Source organism: Nocardia salmonicida NBRC 13393 (genome assembly GCF_001613085.1).
GTDB classification, from domain to species: Bacteria; Actinomycetota; Actinomycetes; order Mycobacteriales; family Mycobacteriaceae; genus Nocardia; species Nocardia salmonicida.
Genome location: NZ_BDBR01000043.1, coordinates 41,586 through 58,894, shown reverse-complemented (window position 1 = coordinate 58,894; position 17,309 = coordinate 41,586). Strand labels below are relative to the sequence as shown.

The 17,309-nt window shown below is 64.4% G+C and carries 15 protein-coding genes; 8 read left to right on the top strand and 7 right to left on the bottom strand.

Annotated elements, in window-relative coordinates:
* The first annotated feature begins 137 nt into the window (after positions 1-137).
* Complete coding sequence (locus NS1_RS31440; RefSeq protein ID WP_169812858.1) at positions 138-1,982, top strand: acyl-CoA dehydrogenase family protein; 1,845 nt, start codon at positions 138-140, stop codon at positions 1,980-1,982.
* Positions 1,979-3,481, top strand: a complete 1,503-nt coding sequence (locus NS1_RS31435) for a flavin-containing monooxygenase (protein WP_062990443.1) — start codon at positions 1,979-1,981, stop codon at positions 3,479-3,481. Before NS1_RS31440 ends, NS1_RS31435 begins: the two co-directional genes overlap by 4 nt.
* Positions 3,482-4,334: 853 nt before the next feature.
* Here the strand turns inward: NS1_RS31435 and NS1_RS31430 are convergent.
* The 6 genes from NS1_RS31430 to NS1_RS31405 form a co-directional block, all read right to left on the bottom strand.
* Positions 4,335-5,735 carry a cytochrome P450 gene (locus NS1_RS31430; protein WP_084504682.1) on the bottom strand — a complete coding sequence of 467 codons (1,401 nt, stop codon included), beginning with the start codon at positions 5,733-5,735 and terminating at the stop codon, positions 4,335-4,337.
* Between the two features lie 9 nt (positions 5,736-5,744).
* Positions 5,745-6,965 carry an MAB_1171c family putative transporter gene (locus NS1_RS31425; RefSeq protein ID WP_062990371.1) on the bottom strand — a complete coding sequence of 407 codons (1,221 nt, stop codon included), beginning with the start codon at positions 6,963-6,965 and terminating at the stop codon, positions 5,745-5,747.
* On the bottom strand, positions 6,962-7,468 hold the full coding sequence (locus NS1_RS31420; RefSeq protein ID WP_062990369.1) for a hypothetical protein: 507 nt from the start codon (positions 7,466-7,468) through the stop codon (positions 6,962-6,964). Before NS1_RS31420 ends, NS1_RS31425 begins: the two co-directional genes overlap by 4 nt.
* Before the next feature lie 35 nt (positions 7,469-7,503).
* Positions 7,504-7,878 (bottom strand): helix-turn-helix domain-containing protein, encoded by a 375-nt coding sequence (locus tag NS1_RS31415; protein WP_245915102.1) that lies wholly within the window; start codon positions 7,876-7,878, stop codon positions 7,504-7,506.
* Positions 7,879-8,822: 944 nt separating this feature from the next.
* The gene (locus NS1_RS31410) at positions 8,823-9,359 is read right to left on the bottom strand and encodes an NUDIX domain-containing protein (protein WP_062990365.1); all 537 of its coding nucleotides are present in this window, start codon (positions 9,357-9,359) and stop codon (positions 8,823-8,825) included.
* Positions 9,356-10,705, bottom strand: a complete 1,350-nt coding sequence (locus NS1_RS31405; protein ID WP_062990363.1) for an NsdA family TPR-like regulatory protein — start codon at positions 10,703-10,705, stop codon at positions 9,356-9,358. The genes NS1_RS31410 and NS1_RS31405 overlap by 4 nt, the downstream gene beginning before the upstream one ends.
* 204 nt (positions 10,706-10,909) lie before the next feature.
* On the opposite strand from NS1_RS31405, the gene NS1_RS31400 reads away from it, so the two are divergent.
* From NS1_RS31400 to NS1_RS31375, 6 genes are read left to right on the top strand one after another with little or no spacing between them, the layout of a single operon-like run.
* Entirely contained in the window at positions 10,910-11,674 is a 765-nt protein-coding gene (locus tag NS1_RS31400; protein ID WP_062990361.1) for a PIG-L deacetylase family protein, read from the top strand.
* Position 11,675: 1 nt separating this feature from the next.
* A complete protein-coding gene (locus NS1_RS31395; protein WP_062990359.1) occupies positions 11,676-12,935 on the top strand; it encodes a nucleotide sugar dehydrogenase in 1,260 nt (419 codons plus the stop codon).
* A 49-nt stretch (positions 12,936-12,984) separates the two neighbouring features.
* Positions 12,985-13,938, top strand: a complete 954-nt coding sequence (locus NS1_RS31390; RefSeq protein ID WP_218019991.1) for an NAD-dependent epimerase/dehydratase family protein — start codon at positions 12,985-12,987, stop codon at positions 13,936-13,938.
* Complete coding sequence (locus NS1_RS31385; protein WP_157125492.1) at positions 13,935-14,204, top strand: MoaD/ThiS family protein; 270 nt, start codon at positions 13,935-13,937, stop codon at positions 14,202-14,204. Before NS1_RS31390 ends, NS1_RS31385 begins: the two co-directional genes overlap by 4 nt.
* Entirely contained in the window at positions 14,201-15,106 is a 906-nt protein-coding gene (locus NS1_RS31380; protein ID WP_062990355.1) for a formylglycine-generating enzyme family protein, read from the top strand. The genes NS1_RS31385 and NS1_RS31380 overlap by 4 nt, the downstream gene beginning before the upstream one ends.
* A gap of 11 nt (positions 15,107-15,117) precedes the next feature.
* Positions 15,118-16,035: an NAD-dependent epimerase/dehydratase family protein gene (locus NS1_RS31375; RefSeq protein WP_062990353.1), complete on the top strand. Its 918-nt coding sequence runs from the start codon at positions 15,118-15,120 to the stop codon at positions 16,033-16,035.
* A gap of 152 nt (positions 16,036-16,187) precedes the next feature.
* Here NS1_RS31375 and NS1_RS42550 read toward each other — a convergent pair whose 3' ends face one another.
* Positions 16,188-16,472: a WD40 repeat domain-containing protein gene (locus NS1_RS42550; RefSeq protein ID WP_101465726.1), complete on the bottom strand. Its 285-nt coding sequence runs from the start codon at positions 16,470-16,472 to the stop codon at positions 16,188-16,190.
* Positions 16,473-17,309 lie beyond the last annotated feature (837 nt).

Genomic DNA, 17,309 nt, shown 5'->3' with positions numbered 1-17,309 from the left:
CCTTTTCCACAGGGCGCACTTCCCCGGATACCGGATCGGGTGTCTCCGCACGAGCACAGGGAGCCACACAAACCAGACCTCAGTGCCGCGGTCGCCACCGCCCACAGAGCAGATACAGACATTTGGAGAACCTTGCGATGACCACTGTAGATGGACTGCCAATTCTCGCCCACCCCCACGGGAGCCGCCTGCCGATGCCCTCCGACCCGACCGTCGACTCGTTGCGCACCGCGATTCTCGGTACCGAAACCTTCCTGCATCACCGAGTGCGTGCCGTGATCGCCGGACTCGGTGACCGACCCAGCACAGGTCTGACCTACCCGACCGAAGCGAGCATGGCACCAGACCTGCTCCGCGCAACGATCGCAGCACTAGGTGGGTCGGCCGTCGCGATCGCCAACGATCCCCGGCTGCACGGGATCGTGTGTGAATGGGCGGCGGTCTTCGCCCCACATTTGCTGCCGGTCCTGACCGGCCACCTCGACTTGTCGATAGGGGCGGTCACCGCGTTAGGCAACAGCTCTGCCTACCAGCGTGAACTGCTCACCGAACTCGATACCGGCGCCGCGGTCGGAGTGCTGCTGTTGACCGAACTCGGTGGCACCAACGGTGCCGACCAGCAGACCATCGCCACCTGGGACAGCACCCGAGGTGGGTTCTGGCTCGACTCGCCCGACCCGGCGAGCTGGAAGTTCATGCCCAACATCGCCGACACCACCACCCCCAAAATCGGAGTGATCACCGCCCGCGTCATCGTCGACGGTCGAGACGAAGGTGTCCTGCCGCTCCTGACCAGGGTGCGCACACAGCAAGGCCTCCAACCTGGGCTGAGTGTGCTTGCACTGCCTGACAAAGGTTGGGCGCCAATGGATCACGCGCTCATCCTGTTTGACCAGCTGTTCGTACCCGCTGATGGGTTGCTCGGTGGGACATGGGCTCAGATAGGCGCTGACGGGTTCGAGTCGACGGTGCCGGTGCGCGCACGGTTCCACCGGGCGATCGCGACATTAGGGCAGGGGCGACTGGATCTGGCAGGCGCGGCCGCAGCCGGTGCGCGAGCAGGGTTGGCCGTGACGGTCAACTACGCACTGCAACGCCGCCCTGGTGGACGGACATTGATGGCTGATCGGGGCATGGTCCGCCGCGACCTGGTCTCCGCGCTCGCGGCGACCTACGCCACCAGCGTGCTCGGGCGCCGCGTGCAGGACATCGCAGCGACCGCACCGACCGGAGATCCGGTCGTGGGCGTGTGGTCGATGCTGGTCAAACCGCTGCTGGCCTACACCGCGCACGAGGTGCTACTGACCTGTCGGCAACGCAGCGGCGCGCAGGGATCACTGCGTACCAACTGGATTCAGGACTGGATCGGCAACACCGAAGGAACTATCACCGCCGAGGGTGAGTCGCAGCTGCTGTGGAAACAAGCCGGACAACTCACCTTCCGTGATTTTGCTGCCTTGGCGCTGCCGCGCACGCCCCGGATTTTGCCTTGGTACGTGCGGATGCTGGGCGATCGGGAAAAGGGCATAGCAGCCGGGTGGCGCCGCGATGACATCGCCGTCGCGGGGATCACGATCGATCGCGACACCGCCGCCATCGAACTCGCCGCGGCGACCAGTGAACGACTCGCGGCGACCGCGTTGTGGCAGGCATCGACGACGGCCGAAGACGATATAGCCCGTGGCCTGCTCGAATCCGCTACCGCTGTTTACGCGCTGGAACGAATCCTGTGCCGTGGTACCTGGTTCGCCGCGAATGGTCGGATGCCACCCCGAGTAGCACAACGCGTTCACCGCGATCTGCACCACCATCGTGAGCACCTGGGAGCACACCTGGGGGAGTTGGCCGCCGGGTTCGACATCGCCCTGGACGTTTTCGACGCGCCGATGGCCGCCCCGGACTACTTGCGGTGGTGGCAAGAATGGGCAGGTTGGCCGAGCACCCCAACCATCACCTCGGCCAGCGACGAGGCGAAGCCATGACCGAACCCATGATCAAGCACAGTGTGGTCGTGGTCGGCGCGGGATTCGGTGGGCTCACCATGGCCGCAGAACTGAAACAAGCTGGCGTGGAGAATTTTCTGGTCCTCGAGGAAGGACCAGAGGTCGGCGGGGTATGGCGGGAGAACACCTACCCGGGCTGTTCCTGCGATGTGCCCGCCCACCTGTACAGTTTCGCGTTCGACCCCTACCGAGACGCCCATGTGCGTTACCCGGGCCAGCAGGCGATCTTGACCTACATGCGAGAGGTCGCCGACCGCAACGGGTTGCGCTCGCACCTACGGTGCAACGTCTCCGTGGTGAGCGCGGATTACTCCGACACTGACCGCACTTGGGCGTTGAGCACCGCCACCGGCGAGATCATTTACACGGACGCGGTCGTGTGGGCGCTCGGCCAACTGCATCGACCCGCGATTCCTCGGGTGCGTGGAACGCAGACCTTCGGCGGCCCTGCGTTCCACTCCGCACGGTGGGATCACACCGCCGACCTGAGCGGGCAGATCGCCGTCGTCGGGACCGGTTCCTCGTCGGCACAGATGATTCCCGAGCTGGCCCGCGTTGCGGCCGGTGTCACCGTGTATCAGCGTTCCCCGTCCTGGGTACTGCCCAAGCCTGGCGCGTCGTTCGGACCGCTGTCACGAAGAGCACTCACACATGTGCCCGGTCTGCACGACCTTTACCGGGCGGGGCTCTACCACGCCGCTGATCTGGTTCTCGCGCCGATCATGCGCGCGGGGTGGTCGGCGGGACCTGCCGAACTCGTTGCGCGGGCCCACCTTCGGTGGCAGGTGCGAGATCGTGAGCTGCGCGCGAAGCTCACACCGAACTACCGGATCGGGGAGAAACGGATCCTGCTCGACAGCGGATATTATCCGGCGCTGTCCCAGCCACACGTCGAGCTGGTGACCGACCGCATCGACCGGCTCGGCCCGGACGGGATCCGCACTGTCGACGGCACCGAGCGCCGCGCGGATGTCATCGTGTGGGCCACCGGGTTCCGCGCGCCGGAATTTCTTGCCGGGATGCGGATCCGTGGCCGCGGCGGGGTGGACCTGCACGACCGGTGGCGGCGAGATGGGCGACCGACCGCCTTCTACGGACTTGCGGTGCCCAGCTTTCCGAATCTCTACATGATCGCTGGGCCGCACTCGTTCACTCCGTCGAACAGCAATCCCTCGGTCAAGCAACACCAGGCCCGGTACATCATGCGCTGTCTGGCCCTCAGTGCAGACTGGGGTGCGCCGGTGGAGGTGATCGAGCGGGCGATGGCGAGCTACATCGATCGGTTGGATCGTGCTCTCGCCCGAACTGTCTGGTGCGATGGTGCGGCGAGGACGTGGTGGAAGCGCGCTGACGGCACGATCACCAATGCCTGGCCTGGAACCGTCAGCGAGTTCGAACAAGCGATCGCAGACAGCGATCCAGCCGAATCGTTCGTGCGGGTGGCCGCGAATGCTAGAGCTCTGGTGGAGCGCCGATGAACGTGTCACGCATGTCTGCCGGCCGAGCTCGTGGCGAGATCGGAGAATCGCCTAAGTGGTCATATGCAGGGGTCAGCTTGACATAGTTCCGATGAGCAACCGGTTGCGACGCAATAGCTATAGGTACCGGGAGAGCACGATTGTTAGCGTCTTCTCAAGATTCTCTCGCGGGTGCTGAGTGGGCACAGGCTTGCTGAACATTCCTTCCGGCTGAGCTGTCAGCTGATAGAGCAATCCGTCAGTGCCGACCACAACGCCGCACCCTCGCCCGTACGATGACAGCGCGGGACTACGGTCACCAGTACACCCTTGGCAGCTCGACAGGCTCCACCCGGTGATACGTTTCCGTTTGACCACTATCGAACTAGTGCCGCCGTAGTCGGGGTAGTGCGTATCTCTGTGACTGGCTGGAGCAATTCTCAATCGTGTCATTTCAGCGACGAACTCTTGCAGAAGAGCATGTTCGGCCGCCATGAGTGAAGCCCGCTCTTCCCCGGACTTCTTGGCAGCGGAAGCTTCCTGTTGTTGTTTTGCGTCTCGGTCAGCCTTTGCGCGCTGCGCGCCGTCGAACAGACCCACGATGCTCCTCTTATAGGTTGGTCGACGAGGTGATGTACCCCGGGTTCTGCGGGTATGCGCTGCCGACAGACATCGGGCCAGGGTTGGTTGACTGTTGCAGTATCTCGCACTCGGTTGGGTCCGGCCCGGGAATCCTGAAGCTGTGGCCCGTCGATCCTTGACGGAGTAGTCGTGCCCGGATCATCTCGCTGTGGGTCCGTCGATTGTTGTCAAGACAATGCGGGACTTGGATGAGCGGTCGCGTCTAGGCGGGCCGCTGCTGCTCAGGCGATGCCTAGCGGCGGCTATGTGCGCGCAGCCGGAGCCCTGCAGGCTTGAGGGTGAGAGTTTCGCGGACATCGAGGTCATAGCCGGGGTCGGATTCCAGGTCGAACTGGTGCAGAAGCACCGCGAGGGTGACCGCTATTTCGTGGTACGCGAACTGGCGCCCGATGCAGGCACGGGGGCCAGTACCGAAAGGCTTGTAGACGCGGGGCGGTAGGCCGCGAAGGTTGTCCGGCAGGAACCGGTCGGGATTGAACTGATCGGCATCGGGGCCCCAGGCGGGGTCTCGATGGGCGGCGAGGAGTAGCACCAGTACCCAGTCCTTCTTAGCGAATCGATAGCGGCCGCCTAGCGTGGTGTCTTGCTTGGCCCGGCGGAAGTATCCGGGCCCGGTTGGCCACAGCCGCAGAGTTTCGTCGATGACGCGGCGCAGACTACGCAGCTTGGCCACGTCGTCGTAGCGGATGTCCGGGAATTCCGCTGTGGGCCAACGCTCATCGAGTTCGACGCGGACGGTCGCGGCGATGTCGGGGCGGGTCGAGAGGTAGTGCAGAGCGAAAGCGATGGTGTTGGCGGAGGTCTCACTGCCCGCGATGAGGAAGGTGAGGATCTGGTTTCGGATGTTGACCGTGTCGAGACGTTCCCCGGTTTCTGGGTCGACGCTGTCGAGCATGAGATCGAGGATGTCGCGATACTCACGATGGGGATGGCCTTTGCGGGCCTCGATGATGTCGTCGACGACAGCGTGCGCATGCGTCAGGTCGGCCAGGTGTCGCTCGCGGTCGTCGCGTCGGAAGACTTTGTCGAACAAGGGAAGGACGTCGGTGCGACGGTTGGCGTAGGCGAGCTCACGCACCATCGCTTCGACGAAGGAACCGCTGTTCGAATCGGCCAGCGAACCGAAGGAATGCGAGAACCCTGCGCGCGCAATGATTTCGAACGTCAGCTTGTTCGTCGTCGCCGGCACGTCGATCCACTGCGGTGTCGCGGACCAGACATCGGTCAACTCCCGAACGGTCTCGATGATCGAGCCGTGGTAGTTGGCCATCGCCGACTTGGTGAAGGCTGGGGCGAGAATGGTGTGTGCCTTGGCCCAATTCGGCTCGGAGTTGTAGGCGGTGAACAATCCGTCGCCCGCCAGTGGTCGCAGTTTGATCAGCGCGTGCCCGACGTGCTTTTCCCACCGCGACTCGTCGTTGACTTCCTCGACGGCCTCGACTCCGGTGACGATGATCGCGGGGTAACCGAACAGCTTCTGTTCGAAGACCGGCCCCAACTCCCGCGCTTGCTCGGCCAGCCGTTGGCACGGCTTTGCGAAATCGGTGGTCAGGATGTCGCCGAGCAGCGGTAGCCGAAATCGGGGATGCGGCAGCTTCGCCGATAGCCCCGTAGCGGTGGTCGTCTCGATCATGTTGTGTCCCTACGTCTTCTGGGTTGGTGATTCGGCTGGTCGGTGCGAAGCGGACCGGTCGGCGGCGACGAACCGATGGGCAGGCGACCACCACTTGGCCAGTCGCAACAACTCTGATACCTCGTCTGCGAGGTTCGCTGAGGTCGAGGTAGGTAGCGGCGTTGCGGTCTCGGCACGCGGTGCGATCCCCTCGAGGCGATCGTGGGCGGCCCTCGCCAACTGCAGTGCGAGGGTGGCTGTGTCCCATTCGGATCTGGGAATGTGCTCTCGCGCAGTGAAAGTCGCGAACATGTCGGGTTCTACGTCGTGAGCGAAGGAACGCAGCCCGAGCATGGCGTCTCGTATTTCGACTGTCGCACGGTGTAGCTGCAAGGTAGTGATCCGTCGCTGCGACGGGCGCGGGCCAAGTGGAAGTCGACTGTCGGGGAACAGTGACACCATCGCTTGCCATAGTGATCGTAGCTGGCGCCACTGCCTGCTTGTCGTGTCGTAGCCGAGCCATCGCGTCGCTGACCGTAGTGGCGGAGCGGCTGACACGGCCACTATGGCGGCGGCGATCCAGAAGAAGTTCCGCGGATGGGTTTGCATCCGGTACTCGACGGAATCGAGAAGGTGTAGTTCCTGAAGGACCGCGAGCACCAGCGCGATAGCGGTGGTGACTCCGATGGTTGCTCCGGCTGCCGCGATGCCCGCGAGAACAAGTTTCTCGCTGCGGATCACGCCGGGCTGCCGGTATTCGGTGTGGCACCGGCTGACCATCACATAGGCCAGGTAGGTCGGCAGCACCGAGAAACCCACCCACACCAGTACCCCGTCCCAACCGCCGGTTATTTCGATGGGCATGTGGGCGCGTCGTGCTCGTGTACCGGCGATGAGCATGAGGGCCGACAACGCGACAGCGACGAACGCATACCGAAGACATTGTTGTCGTGCATGTTTGGTATTCCAGCCCGACAACATGCCGACCACGCAGAGGAACGGTGCGATGGAGCAGACGATTGTGCACAGCGTCAGTTGCTGAATCGCGGTCACACTCAGCGGCGTGTGCTCGGCGATCGCGTGCTGTACTGCGCGTTCACGCAGCAGTTGGGTCGCGAGAATGATGGTGAGGGTCGTGTTCAGGTACCGTTCGGCCGTGCTGCTGGCGAACCAGTTCCAACGCGCACCCACCACCAGCGTCATCGCGACGATGATCGGCCATGCGATCGTTGCCGATACTGCCGAGGTCATTGCTGCCTGAAAAGAACATTGCGTAGACCCTGGCTGGGGTGGTCGGCTGTTGCCGCGACCATGACCAGGGTGGCGAAGGTCTCCGCTTCGCGCTCGAGGCGGTCACCGTAGTCCGAGCGCCCCAGTACCGCTCGCACCGTCGCCGGGTCGAGGTCTGGAAAAGCTGAGCGGAGCAACGGATCAGGGGCTCGGGCGTTCTCGGCAGTGCCTGCTGCGCGGTCGTGATCGAGCAGCATGTGACCGAGCTCGTGGCAGACGATCTGATCGATGTGATATTCCGAGGTCGCGGCCTCGTAGATGATCACGTCCTCGCTGTCGCGCATCAGCCAGATGCCGCACGCGCTGTCGGGCGTCACCGGCAGTTCGAGGTCGGCAGTCGAGATCAGGGTGATGGGCCGCCCGCGCAGCGTGGCGACGTTGTCGACGAACGTCGTTCGGTTCCACGGCCGGGGAATCGGGAGCTGGGTAACCAGCTTGTCGATCCGCTTCGTCGAATTCTTCATGACCCCGTAGTCCCCACCGATACGTCCACCCCAGATCAGCGATCCTGCGACTCGATCGGAGGCAGATTCTCGATCTCGCGCGCACGATCAACGATAGCGGCGATGCTGTCCAACGTGCGAGGCGTGAGACCCGATGCCCGCAACGCCAGGCCGCGTACACCGGAATCTTTCATCGCTTGCAGCAAATTCAGCTGAGCCTCGGTCGACTCGTCGGACTCGGCATCGAGCAGATACGACGCGGACACTCCGAAGAACTGCGCGATCGCGCGCAGATGCTGCACCGTCGGATTGGACTTCATCCCCGACCGAAGTTGCCACAGATACGCGGGGCTGATCGACACCCCGGTCGCCTCCGTGATCGCAGCCGCGGCAGCGGCATTGGACAGCGGCGGCACCGAGGGCTTGCGCATCACCTCGAACAACCGATTGATCTTCGCGGCCAAATCGGTTGGGCTCTCGGGGTTTTCGTGCTGTCGCCCGTCCACTGTTCCCCCTCCTGCGAAATACGGCCGTTTACACCACAGTACAATAGACGGCCATTGACATGTACCAGCGTGCATGACACAGTCGCTTCGTGTACATCAGTACACGCCACTCGGTCCGTATGTGTACTGGCGTGGAGGGGGGTCAGTACATGCTGGACTAGGTCGGCGAACGCCGACGGCAGCACTCCGGTCGATGAAGCCCGGAGTGTTGCGGTCTAGCAGGCTCGGCCGCGGCTAGGCGGGCGTCGCATGTCGGCGCCGATGCGATGATCGCAGTCGGCGGGCGCGAGGGCATTGACAGCACCCGCAGTCGAGCTCGTCGCCTTCTGCGGATCGGCTTCGGAGGGGAGTGCACCCATCGGCGATGCCATCGGACGCCGAAGTGACCGATGCCGCCGGGCGAAGGGGGGAGTGAGCCCGACGGCATCGATATCAACGGCGCCGACCGACCCGCGAGGGCGCGGCATGCCGCTGATTCGGGTGACAATCCTTGGGGGGGAATAAGGTTGCCGACCCGCACTTCATCCTAACCAGCAAGTTCTCGCACTGCCCATCTTGGTGATTCCGCGATGCTGTTGAAAATGCCGCTAAAAGACAGTGCAGCGCAACGGGCCTGTCCGCGATGGCGAACCGGCATAGACCGCCCGTGAGTGTGAGACCCCAGTGCTCGTGTGGAATCGCTGATGGGCCGCACTGTGGAGGGGCTGGCCGTACACCGGATTGGCTAGTCCCCGCGCCGTGCAGACAGCGGCGTGGCGCGCAGATCAGGGATGGCTGAGCCCGTAGTTTCCAGGTCGCGAGCGCACAACTGTATCGCGCGGACCCGGCAGCGCGGTCACCCCGGCCACAAGCCTTCTACGGTGCCCTGTTCACCGACCAGATGTGGAATTGCCGTCGTGAAGGTAGGCGGTGTGTCCGGTGGTGCGGGCGTGCAGTGCAGCCTGGAGCCGCTGCCAAATGTAGGGGCGAAGACGTTGGCGGGCTTGGTCTGGTGTGAAGAAGCCGAAGTCCTCGAGTTCGCCGTCGGCGATGTGAAGCGTCGAAATTGTTGCGGGACTGAGAGTTCCAGCGTCGAAGATGAGCATGAGGGAGTCGTCCCATGGGCCGTGGGGTGCTACCCAGTCGATGCAAAGCAACGACAGTGGTGTGGCGGAACGATCCAGGCCGAGTTCTTCGGCGAGCTCGCGCCGCACGGTGGCATCGGGTGGTTCGTTGGCGTCCGACATCCCGCCAGGAAGGTCCCAGTCCGGCTTGTAGTTGGGGTTGACCAGCAGGATTCGACCGTCGGAGTCGTGGATGAGGGCATCGGCACCGACTCGCTTGCGTGGTTGTTTGGCATTGCCTTCGGCGAGGTGAGCGCGCCAGGCATCGGGATCGCGCTGGTAGAGCGGGTCGGCGCGGTTCATGTGATCGCCGCCGTTCGATGCATCGAGGCCCTTTCGTGGATCACCGCGGTGAGTCGGTCTACGAATTGTCCCACCATGCGGTTGGTGAGGTAGGGCCGCAGTTGGTGGTCAAGGCCGTGGAGTTGGAGTGTGAGCTGGTGGGAGTTCATGGTGGAGATGCTGTCGAGGACTTTCGTCGCGACGACGCACGCGTGATCAGGGTGGCCTTGAGCGGTGAGGATCGCTGCAAGACTCAGCTGCGCGAAGGCGTGTGAGCGGGTACCAACAGGGCGTAGGCCGATGATGCGGTGGGCATTTCGGGCCGCGGCGGGCAGGTCGCCGACGGTGCGCAGACATCGGGCGGCGTCGCTGGCCAGTGAAGCTTGGTCGAAGTGACTTGCCCACGGTGAGGCGACCGGTTCGGCGGGGGCCTCGAGAGTGCGAGCGGCCTGATCGAGTAGACGGTGGGCGTGTCCGGGTTGGTGTTGAGCGGCGTGTGCACGGGCTTGCAGGGCATAGATGCGGGCGGTGAGTTCGGGATTGCGGCCAGCCCGCGACAGTGCCATCTCGGCGTCGTGGGCATAGCCCAGGGCTGCGTCGGGTTTGCGTCGATGCAGGGACAGGTGGCTGAGGCTGGCCAGGACGTGGACGTGGAGATGGTGGTCTCGGCCGACGACTGCGAGGTCCAGGGCGCGGCGGAAGTGCTGGTCGGCTTGGCGGTCGTGTCCGGCATCATGAGCCATCCACCCGGCCATTTCGGTGAGGCCGGCGGCGGCGGTGAACAACGAGCGGGCGTCGCCTCGCTGGTCTCCCCCGAACAGTCGGGGCGCGATATCGGTGTGCAGGTAGTCGATGACCGCGGTGTAGAGGTGTCCACCGCCCAATGACTGGTCGGCGGAGCGGAACGCGCGCACGGCGGCGAGGTCGGGATCCTCGTCACCGGACGCGTCGGTGATACGTACCAGCCGGAACGGCCCTGCCGCAGGTGCCGTCGCCGGGATAGCCGCTGGTACTGCGCGAGGGGCCTGACCAGGCAACTGGAACCAGAGCAGATCCGCCGGGATTGTGAGCAGGGTTGCCCACTGGACAAGCCTGTCCAGATACTTGATCGGTGGGCCGTTCTCGATGCGGCTGAGCTGACCTTGGGTGATCCCGACCCAACGTCCCATCTGAGCCTGCGATATCGGGCGAGGGTGGGCCGGATGAGCGCGATAGGCGGCGATCACCTTCCCCATGTGCCGGTTGCTCAGCGCGGCCCGGATGGGTACGGCATCCCAGAATCCAGGTGCCACCAAGGGGCACTGGTCAGAATCCGGAGCGCCACGTCCCGCACCGATACGGTGCTGCCCGGTCGACGCGGTGTCCATGCGGTCCTACCTGATGGTTGTCGATGAGCCCGATCAGGGGAAGTTTATCGGCGCTCGCCCACTGGCGCTGGCGGTATGCGGACGATGCATACCGTATGCGCGATCGGTCATTCCCACGGGTTCCGCGCGCAGTCACGGTTGAGGAAGTCGCCACGTTCACACGGCGACCAGCCATCGATCCCAGGAGCCGATTATGACCTCGCTGTGTGTGGTGCCGATGAAGCCGTCCTCGCGGTGAACGCTGTGCGGATCGATTGGGGAGCCCAGCGAGCATTGGTGATCGCACCCCATCCCGACGACGAGGTCATCGGCTGCGGTGGGCTGATCAGCCGGATCAAACGTGAGGGCGGACAGGTTCATGTGCTGTATGCGGTGGTCGACGATCTGATCGAATACTCGAAAGCGGGACATTCGAGTACCGCGCAACGGTTGGCCGAGATCACGCGGGTCGCGGAGTTCTTCCCCCTCGACGCCTGGCAACCAGGTCTGGTCGGCCAAGGCGCGACGCTGCGACTGGACACCATGGCACAAACGGAGATAGTCGACCTGCTCGAAGGGCGACCCACCCACCAAATGGCGTTGTCGGTGCTGCGCCCAACAGTGGTCCTCTCACCCGAGATCACCAGCTACAACCAGGATCACGCCGCGATCGCGCGGGCGACGCTGACCGCGCTACGCCCAGGCCCGGACGCGAGTCGCTGGCAGCCACCGCTGGTGCTGGCCTACGAAGAGCCCGCCGATGGTTGGAGCGGCGCCACGGTGGCTGCGGCCTCGCGCAACTTCTTCGTCGAACTGACCGCCGATGATCTCGATCGCAAGATCGCCGCGTTGAAGTTGCACGGCAGCCAGTGGCGTGAGCATCCCCATACCCGCTCCGAAGACGCGTTGCGGGGGCTGGCCGCCGTGCGAGGTGCGCAGAGCGGGTTCTCCTATGCCGAGGCGTTTGCCTGCTTGCGGTGGAGGTCGTGACATGAAACCACTCGTACCAAGGCGGGTCGCTGTGCTGGGCTGCGGGTATGTCGGTGTGCCGGTGGCACTACTCGCCGTCGCCGCCGGACATGACGTCGTTGCCATCGACACCGACCCGGACCGCATCATGCAACTCCAGGCCGGGAAGTCCTACATCGTCGATGTCACCGACTCTGACCTGGCCGACGCGCTCGGGTCGGGTCGGCTGCTTCCCACCGCGGACCCGAACGCGTTGGCCGGATTCGACATCGTGCTGATCACCGTGCCGACCCCCCTCGATCGCGATGGCGACCCGGACTTGACGCTGGTCGAGGCGGCAGCCAAACATGTTGCGGCCCATCTTGAACCGGGATGCACGGTGGTGCTCGAGTCATCCACCTACCCAGGCACCACACAAGACATCGTGCAGCCGATCCTGGAGTGCTCAGGGCTGCGAGCAGGGGTCGATTTCCACCTGGGGTACTCACCCGAGCGGATCGACCCCGGCATGGGCTTGGCAGGACTGCGCGCCGTCCCGAAGATCGTCGCCGGCATCGACGACGCCTCCACAACCGTGATCGCCGAGTTCTGGCGCGCACTGGTTGCCGAAGTCGTTGTAGCACCAGATATCCGGACTGCGGAGCTGGCCAAGCTCTTCGAGAACGTCTTCCGGTTGGTCAACGTGTCGCTGGTCAACGAGCTCGCCCAGCATGCGCGGGCGTTGGGTGCCGATGTACGCCAGGCATTGGCCTTGGCCGAGACCAAACCCTTTGGGTTCATGCGCTTTCATCCCGGTGTCGGCGCCGGTGGGCACTGCCTGCCGGTGGACACCCGATATCTGAGCTGGCAGATCCGCACCCTTTCCGGGACTCCAGCGGTGCTGATCGAAACTGCCTCCCGGATCAACGACTCGATGCCGACCTACGTCGCGGATCGCATCGTGAGTGGCCTGGATCGCCGTGGTGTCGCGATCGAGTCCGCCCGGATCGTCGCCGTCGGGGTCACCTACAAGCGTGATGTCGCGGATCTGCGCGAATCGTGCGCCCTCGAAGTGATCCGGGCGCTGCGCCGCTACGGCGCCGAGGTCGTGATCGTGGACCCGACCATCCCCGAGGGACTCCAGGTGCTGCCCCGTGTCACCGCCGACATCGTGAACACCGCGTCCGGGGTCGCGGTCCTGGTCGGGCATACCGGCCTGGACCTGAAGCTGATCAGTACCGCCAACTACGTGTTCGACGCGTGCGGGGCGCTCCCGACCGCACCGAACATCGAACACCTCTGAACCACACCGATTCCGACATCCGCAGTTCCACCCGATTCAGGAGGATTCATTGTCCACCAACGCATCTCACGTCATCGTCACCGGCGGCGCCGGGTTCATCGGTTCTCATCTGTGCCGCGCCCTGCTCGACCGTGGTGACCAGGTCACCGCGATCGACAACCTTTCGACCGGCCGCAGGGACAACGTCACCGACCTGCTGGAAAACCCCCGATTCAGCCTGCGCGTCAGTGATGTCAACGCACCGGTCAGCTTCGCCGCGATCACCGGGGCAACCCACCTCGTCCATCTTGCCTGCCCGGCCTCGCCCAAGGCGAACACCGCGATGCCACTGGCAACCCTGCGCACCGCCACCGTCGGGACGATGAACGTCCTCGAATGCGCGCACCGCGCCGGGATCCGAGCCATCGTGGCCTCGTCCTCGGAGATCTACGGTGACCCGTTGGTCCATCCGCAGACCGAGGACTACCGGGGCAACGCAGACCCGATCGGAGCACACTCGGCCTACACCGAAGGCAAACGCGCCACCGAAGCCGCCGCCGCGGCCTACCACCGGATGGGCGCTGATGTCGGGATCGTGCGCCCGTTCAATGTCTACGGACCATTCATGTGGCCCGACGACGGCCGGGTGGTCGCTGCGTTCTGCGCCGCGGCCCTGGCCGGTGAGACGCTCCAACTCCAGGGAGGCGGCACCCAAACCCGATCCCTGGTCTGGGTCGGTGATTTCGTGACCGGGCTGCTCGCGATGCTCGACAGCACCGAATTCGGGCCGATCAACCTCGGCTCCGAACACGAGATCACGATCCGCGATCTCGCCCAGCTGATCATCGACCAGGCCGGCTCAGGCTCCCTCGATATCGTCGCGGGTCGCAGCGACGTGGTCACGGTGCGCCGACCAGACACCACCCGTGCCCGCAAACTTCTGGACTGGCAACCCGAAACCCCGTTGGACGTCGGCGTCGCCGCGACGCTGGCGTGGATGCGCACCGTGGCGGTGCCGTCATGACCGTCCGATTCGTCTTGCCACCGAGCTGGCCCACACTGGTCGGAGCAGACCTGTCCGAACTGAGCACCCAGGCCACCACCATCGGGCAAGCCCTGACCTGGCTGGTGGGTCAGCACCCGATATTCGGTGAACGCATCTTCGACGGTGAGCGACTCGCACCGTGGACAATCGTGTGCCTCAACAACACTCACATCCTGGACCTCGACACCCCGATTCCTGCCGGAGATCACGAGCTCCAGATCATCCCGGCGTTGGTGGGCGGGTGAACGTGCCCGAGATGATCGCGATCCCGGCCGCCCAGGTGGCGGTCGGGTCACCCGAATCGCACCTGGACACCGTCGCCGCCTCCCAGCACTACCCTCGGACCTGGTTCGAGGACGAAACACCGCAGCACACCATCACACTGCCCGCGTTCGAGATCGACCGGACACCGGTCACCAACAGCATGTTCGCGGAATTCGTGACGATGACCGGGCATGTGAGCGCCGCCGAGCGACGCGGCTACGCCCTGGTCTACGGGCCCGACTACTGGACCACCATGGACGGCATCTCCTGGCGCCACCCCCGCCCCGACCTCGACGCGGTCACCGACCGACCACACCACCCGGTGGTGCACCTGGACCACACCGACGCCACTACTTACGCCATCTGGGCAGGCAAACGACTGCCCAGCGAAGCCGAATGGGAGTACGCCGCCCACGGCCCCCAGTGGCGGCCGTGGCCGTGGGGCCCGAGCTGGGACAGCGCCCGCGCCAATACCGCCGAACACTGGGCAGGCCAACCGATCCACGATCTGGCCACTTGGAAAGCGTGGTGGCGAACTCACTACGCCGAGCACGGGCCCGCCCCCGCTACCACCGAAGTCGGAGCATTCACCGACGGAAGTTCCCCTTTCGGGCTGGTGGACATGGCGGGCAACGTCTCCGAATGGACCGCGTCGTCGTATCTGCTCTACGACCGCCACCGCCGCTACGACCCCAGCTATCACGCCGTCGCCGACCACGGTCACATCACGGTGCGCGGCGGCGGTTGGAAGTCGTTCCGATGGCAAACCCGCACCAGCGAACGTATCGCGTGCAGCCCCGACTACTCCGGACCAGACCTCGGATTCCGTTGCGCCCGTGACCTACCCGAAACCACCACCAACGTGCTCTCACTCATCAGATAGGGTCTCCAGCCATGCGCGCACTCATCACCGGCGGTGCCGGATTCATCGGATCCCACCTGCTCGATCGGCTGGTCGCGGACGGGCACACCGTCACCGTCATCGACGACCTCTCCAGCGGCGACCGAACACGCATCCCAGACCAGGTCACGCTGCACACGGTCGACGTCGTCGATACCGCCGCGGTCACCGCGATCATCGAACAAGCGCGCCCCGAGGTGATCTACCACCTCGCAGCGCAGATCAGCGTCCGGTACTCGGTCGCCGACCCCCACCGCGACGCGCTCGTCAACATCAACGGCACCCTCAACGTCGTGGCCGCGGCCACCGCCGTCGGCGCCCGCGTCATCATGGCTTCCACCGGCGGCGCGATGTACGGCGACGGCGTGCAGATGCCGACGCCGGAAACGGTGCTTCCGCAAACCCAAGCACCGTATGGGATTTCGAAGTACTGCGCTGAGCAGTACTTGACTCTGCACAACCGGCTGTACGGCGGCCGCCACATCGCCCTGCGTCTGGGCAATGTGTTCGGACCGCGCCAGGACCCGCACGGTGAGGCAGGTGTAGTCGCGATCTTCTGCGGTCTCGCCGCCGCTGGTAAGGCACCCACGGTTTTCGGTGACGGCAAACAGACTCGCGACTATTTGTACATCGCTGACATTGTCGACGCGTTCGTGGCCGCAGGCAGCTACACCGGCACCACAGCAGTGTTCAATATCGGCTCTGGTACAGGCACTTCCGTGCTCGAACTGCTCGACGCGGTCAACGCAGCCGCCGGTACTGATCTCTCCCCTGAATTCGCTCCGGCCCGCGAGGGTGAGTGGTTGCACGGCGCACTCGACTCGACTGTGGCCGCAAGCGAACTCGGTTGGCGTGCCACCATTTCCATCCCCGACGGTATCGGGCGCACGTACACCGAACTGACCATGTAGGAAGCCACGGCCACGCTTGCCCGGGGCGCAGACCAAGCACAGTGCGAGGCTGCGTGTCGGCGGCGCGGCACAAACCGGCCGTCACTGATTACGTCACCGCAGCACCGACGTCGCCGGGCACAGACGTGAACTGCGGGCAGTCGGCCCAGGCGCTACGCGGGCCCGGCCACCCTCCAAATCCGCGCAGTGCGGTCATTGCTGCCGGTCGCCAGCTGGCTGCCATCAGGGCTGAACGCCACCGAATTCACGCTGCCTGTGTGTTCGCGGTAGGGCCCTCCGACCTGCCAATGGGTACTGAGATCCCAAATCCGCACCGTGCTGTCTTTGCTGCCAGTGGCGAGCTGGCCCCCGTCGGGGCTGAACGCCACCGAAACCACCCAGTCAGTGTGGCCGGTGAGGGGTCGCCCGACCTGATGATGGGTGCGCGCATCCCAGATCCGTGCTGTGCTGTCCCTTTCTCACAACGCCCAACTTGGCGATAGTGACAACGCTGTTAAGCGGAGGAACCTCGGCCAGCGCTCCCCTCGGTCACCATGGATAACGACGGTCATAGATCGTCGGAGGGCGAGGACGGTAGTAGTTCTCGGGGTGACCAGTTCTGATCTCGTGCGGGACCGGAAGGCCCGCACGCGGATTCACCTTACCTCGGCTTTCGTCGCGGCTCGCCCTGCCCACCTCGCTGCGTCGAACAACTCGTGGATACCGGTACGCGCTCCAGAAGGCGATGGAGAGGGGCACCGCCAACAGCAGGAGGTCAAAGCTCATCGGTCAAGTATCCGCATCGCCACCTCGGTGGCGAGCTGAATTCCAGGGGCCTGTACATGTTTGGGCGCTTGGGCCATGTCTCCCAAGACGGCGCGAGGGCTGTCTGCGGTGCGGAACCGGGCGGGCCGACCCAAGTCATTCACTGCTGCCAAAAGTAATGCGGCGATTGTTTCGACCCAGTTGTCAGTGCTGATGGAACCAAGGTTGCATTTCAATACTCGGATCACGGCGTGAAGGCGATATATGTCGTTAGTCGTTAATTCGAACGATGAATCTGTGTTCACAAGGCTCGATGTGAAGGGGTTGACCTCGGAACGATTGCGTTGTTGTATTGGATGTGATCCGGGATGCGGTTGAATCCAGGCAAGGAGCGGGTCGAGCCGGGGCGCCAAGCATTGGAGTCGTGGGGGACGATCTTGAACACGCTTGTGACCACGACTTGGCTGTCACGGTCGCCACGGCGCCGATTCTCGCACTCGCACTCAAGCTCTTCGCGGAATTTAGAGTGC

Coding starts and splice junctions, on each gene's coding strand:
- NS1_RS31440 (WP_169812858.1), top strand. CDS start 138: ATGACCACTGTAGATGGACTGCCAATTCTCGCCCACCCCCACGGGAGC.
- NS1_RS31435 (WP_062990443.1), top strand. CDS start 1,979: ATGACCGAACCCATGATCAAGCACAGTGTGGTCGTGGTCGGCGCGGGA.
- NS1_RS31430 (WP_084504682.1), bottom strand. CDS start 5,735: ATGATCGAGACGACCACCGCTACGGGGCTATCGGCGAAGCTGCCGCAT.
- NS1_RS31425 (WP_062990371.1), bottom strand. CDS start 6,965: ATGACCTCGGCAGTATCGGCAACGATCGCATGGCCGATCATCGTCGCG.
- NS1_RS31420 (WP_062990369.1), bottom strand. CDS start 7,468: ATGAAGAATTCGACGAAGCGGATCGACAAGCTGGTTACCCAGCTCCCG.
- NS1_RS31415 (WP_245915102.1), bottom strand. CDS start 7,878: ATGCGCAAGCCCTCGGTGCCGCCGCTGTCCAATGCCGCTGCCGCGGCT.
- NS1_RS31410 (WP_062990365.1), bottom strand. CDS start 9,359: ATGAACCGCGCCGACCCGCTCTACCAGCGCGATCCCGATGCCTGGCGC.
- NS1_RS31405 (WP_062990363.1), bottom strand. CDS start 10,705: ATGGACACCGCGTCGACCGGGCAGCACCGTATCGGTGCGGGACGTGGC.
- NS1_RS31395 (WP_062990359.1), top strand. CDS start 11,676: ATGAAACCACTCGTACCAAGGCGGGTCGCTGTGCTGGGCTGCGGGTAT.
- NS1_RS31385 (WP_157125492.1), top strand. CDS start 13,935: ATGACCGTCCGATTCGTCTTGCCACCGAGCTGGCCCACACTGGTCGGA.
- NS1_RS31375 (WP_062990353.1), top strand. CDS start 15,118: ATGCGCGCACTCATCACCGGCGGTGCCGGATTCATCGGATCCCACCTG.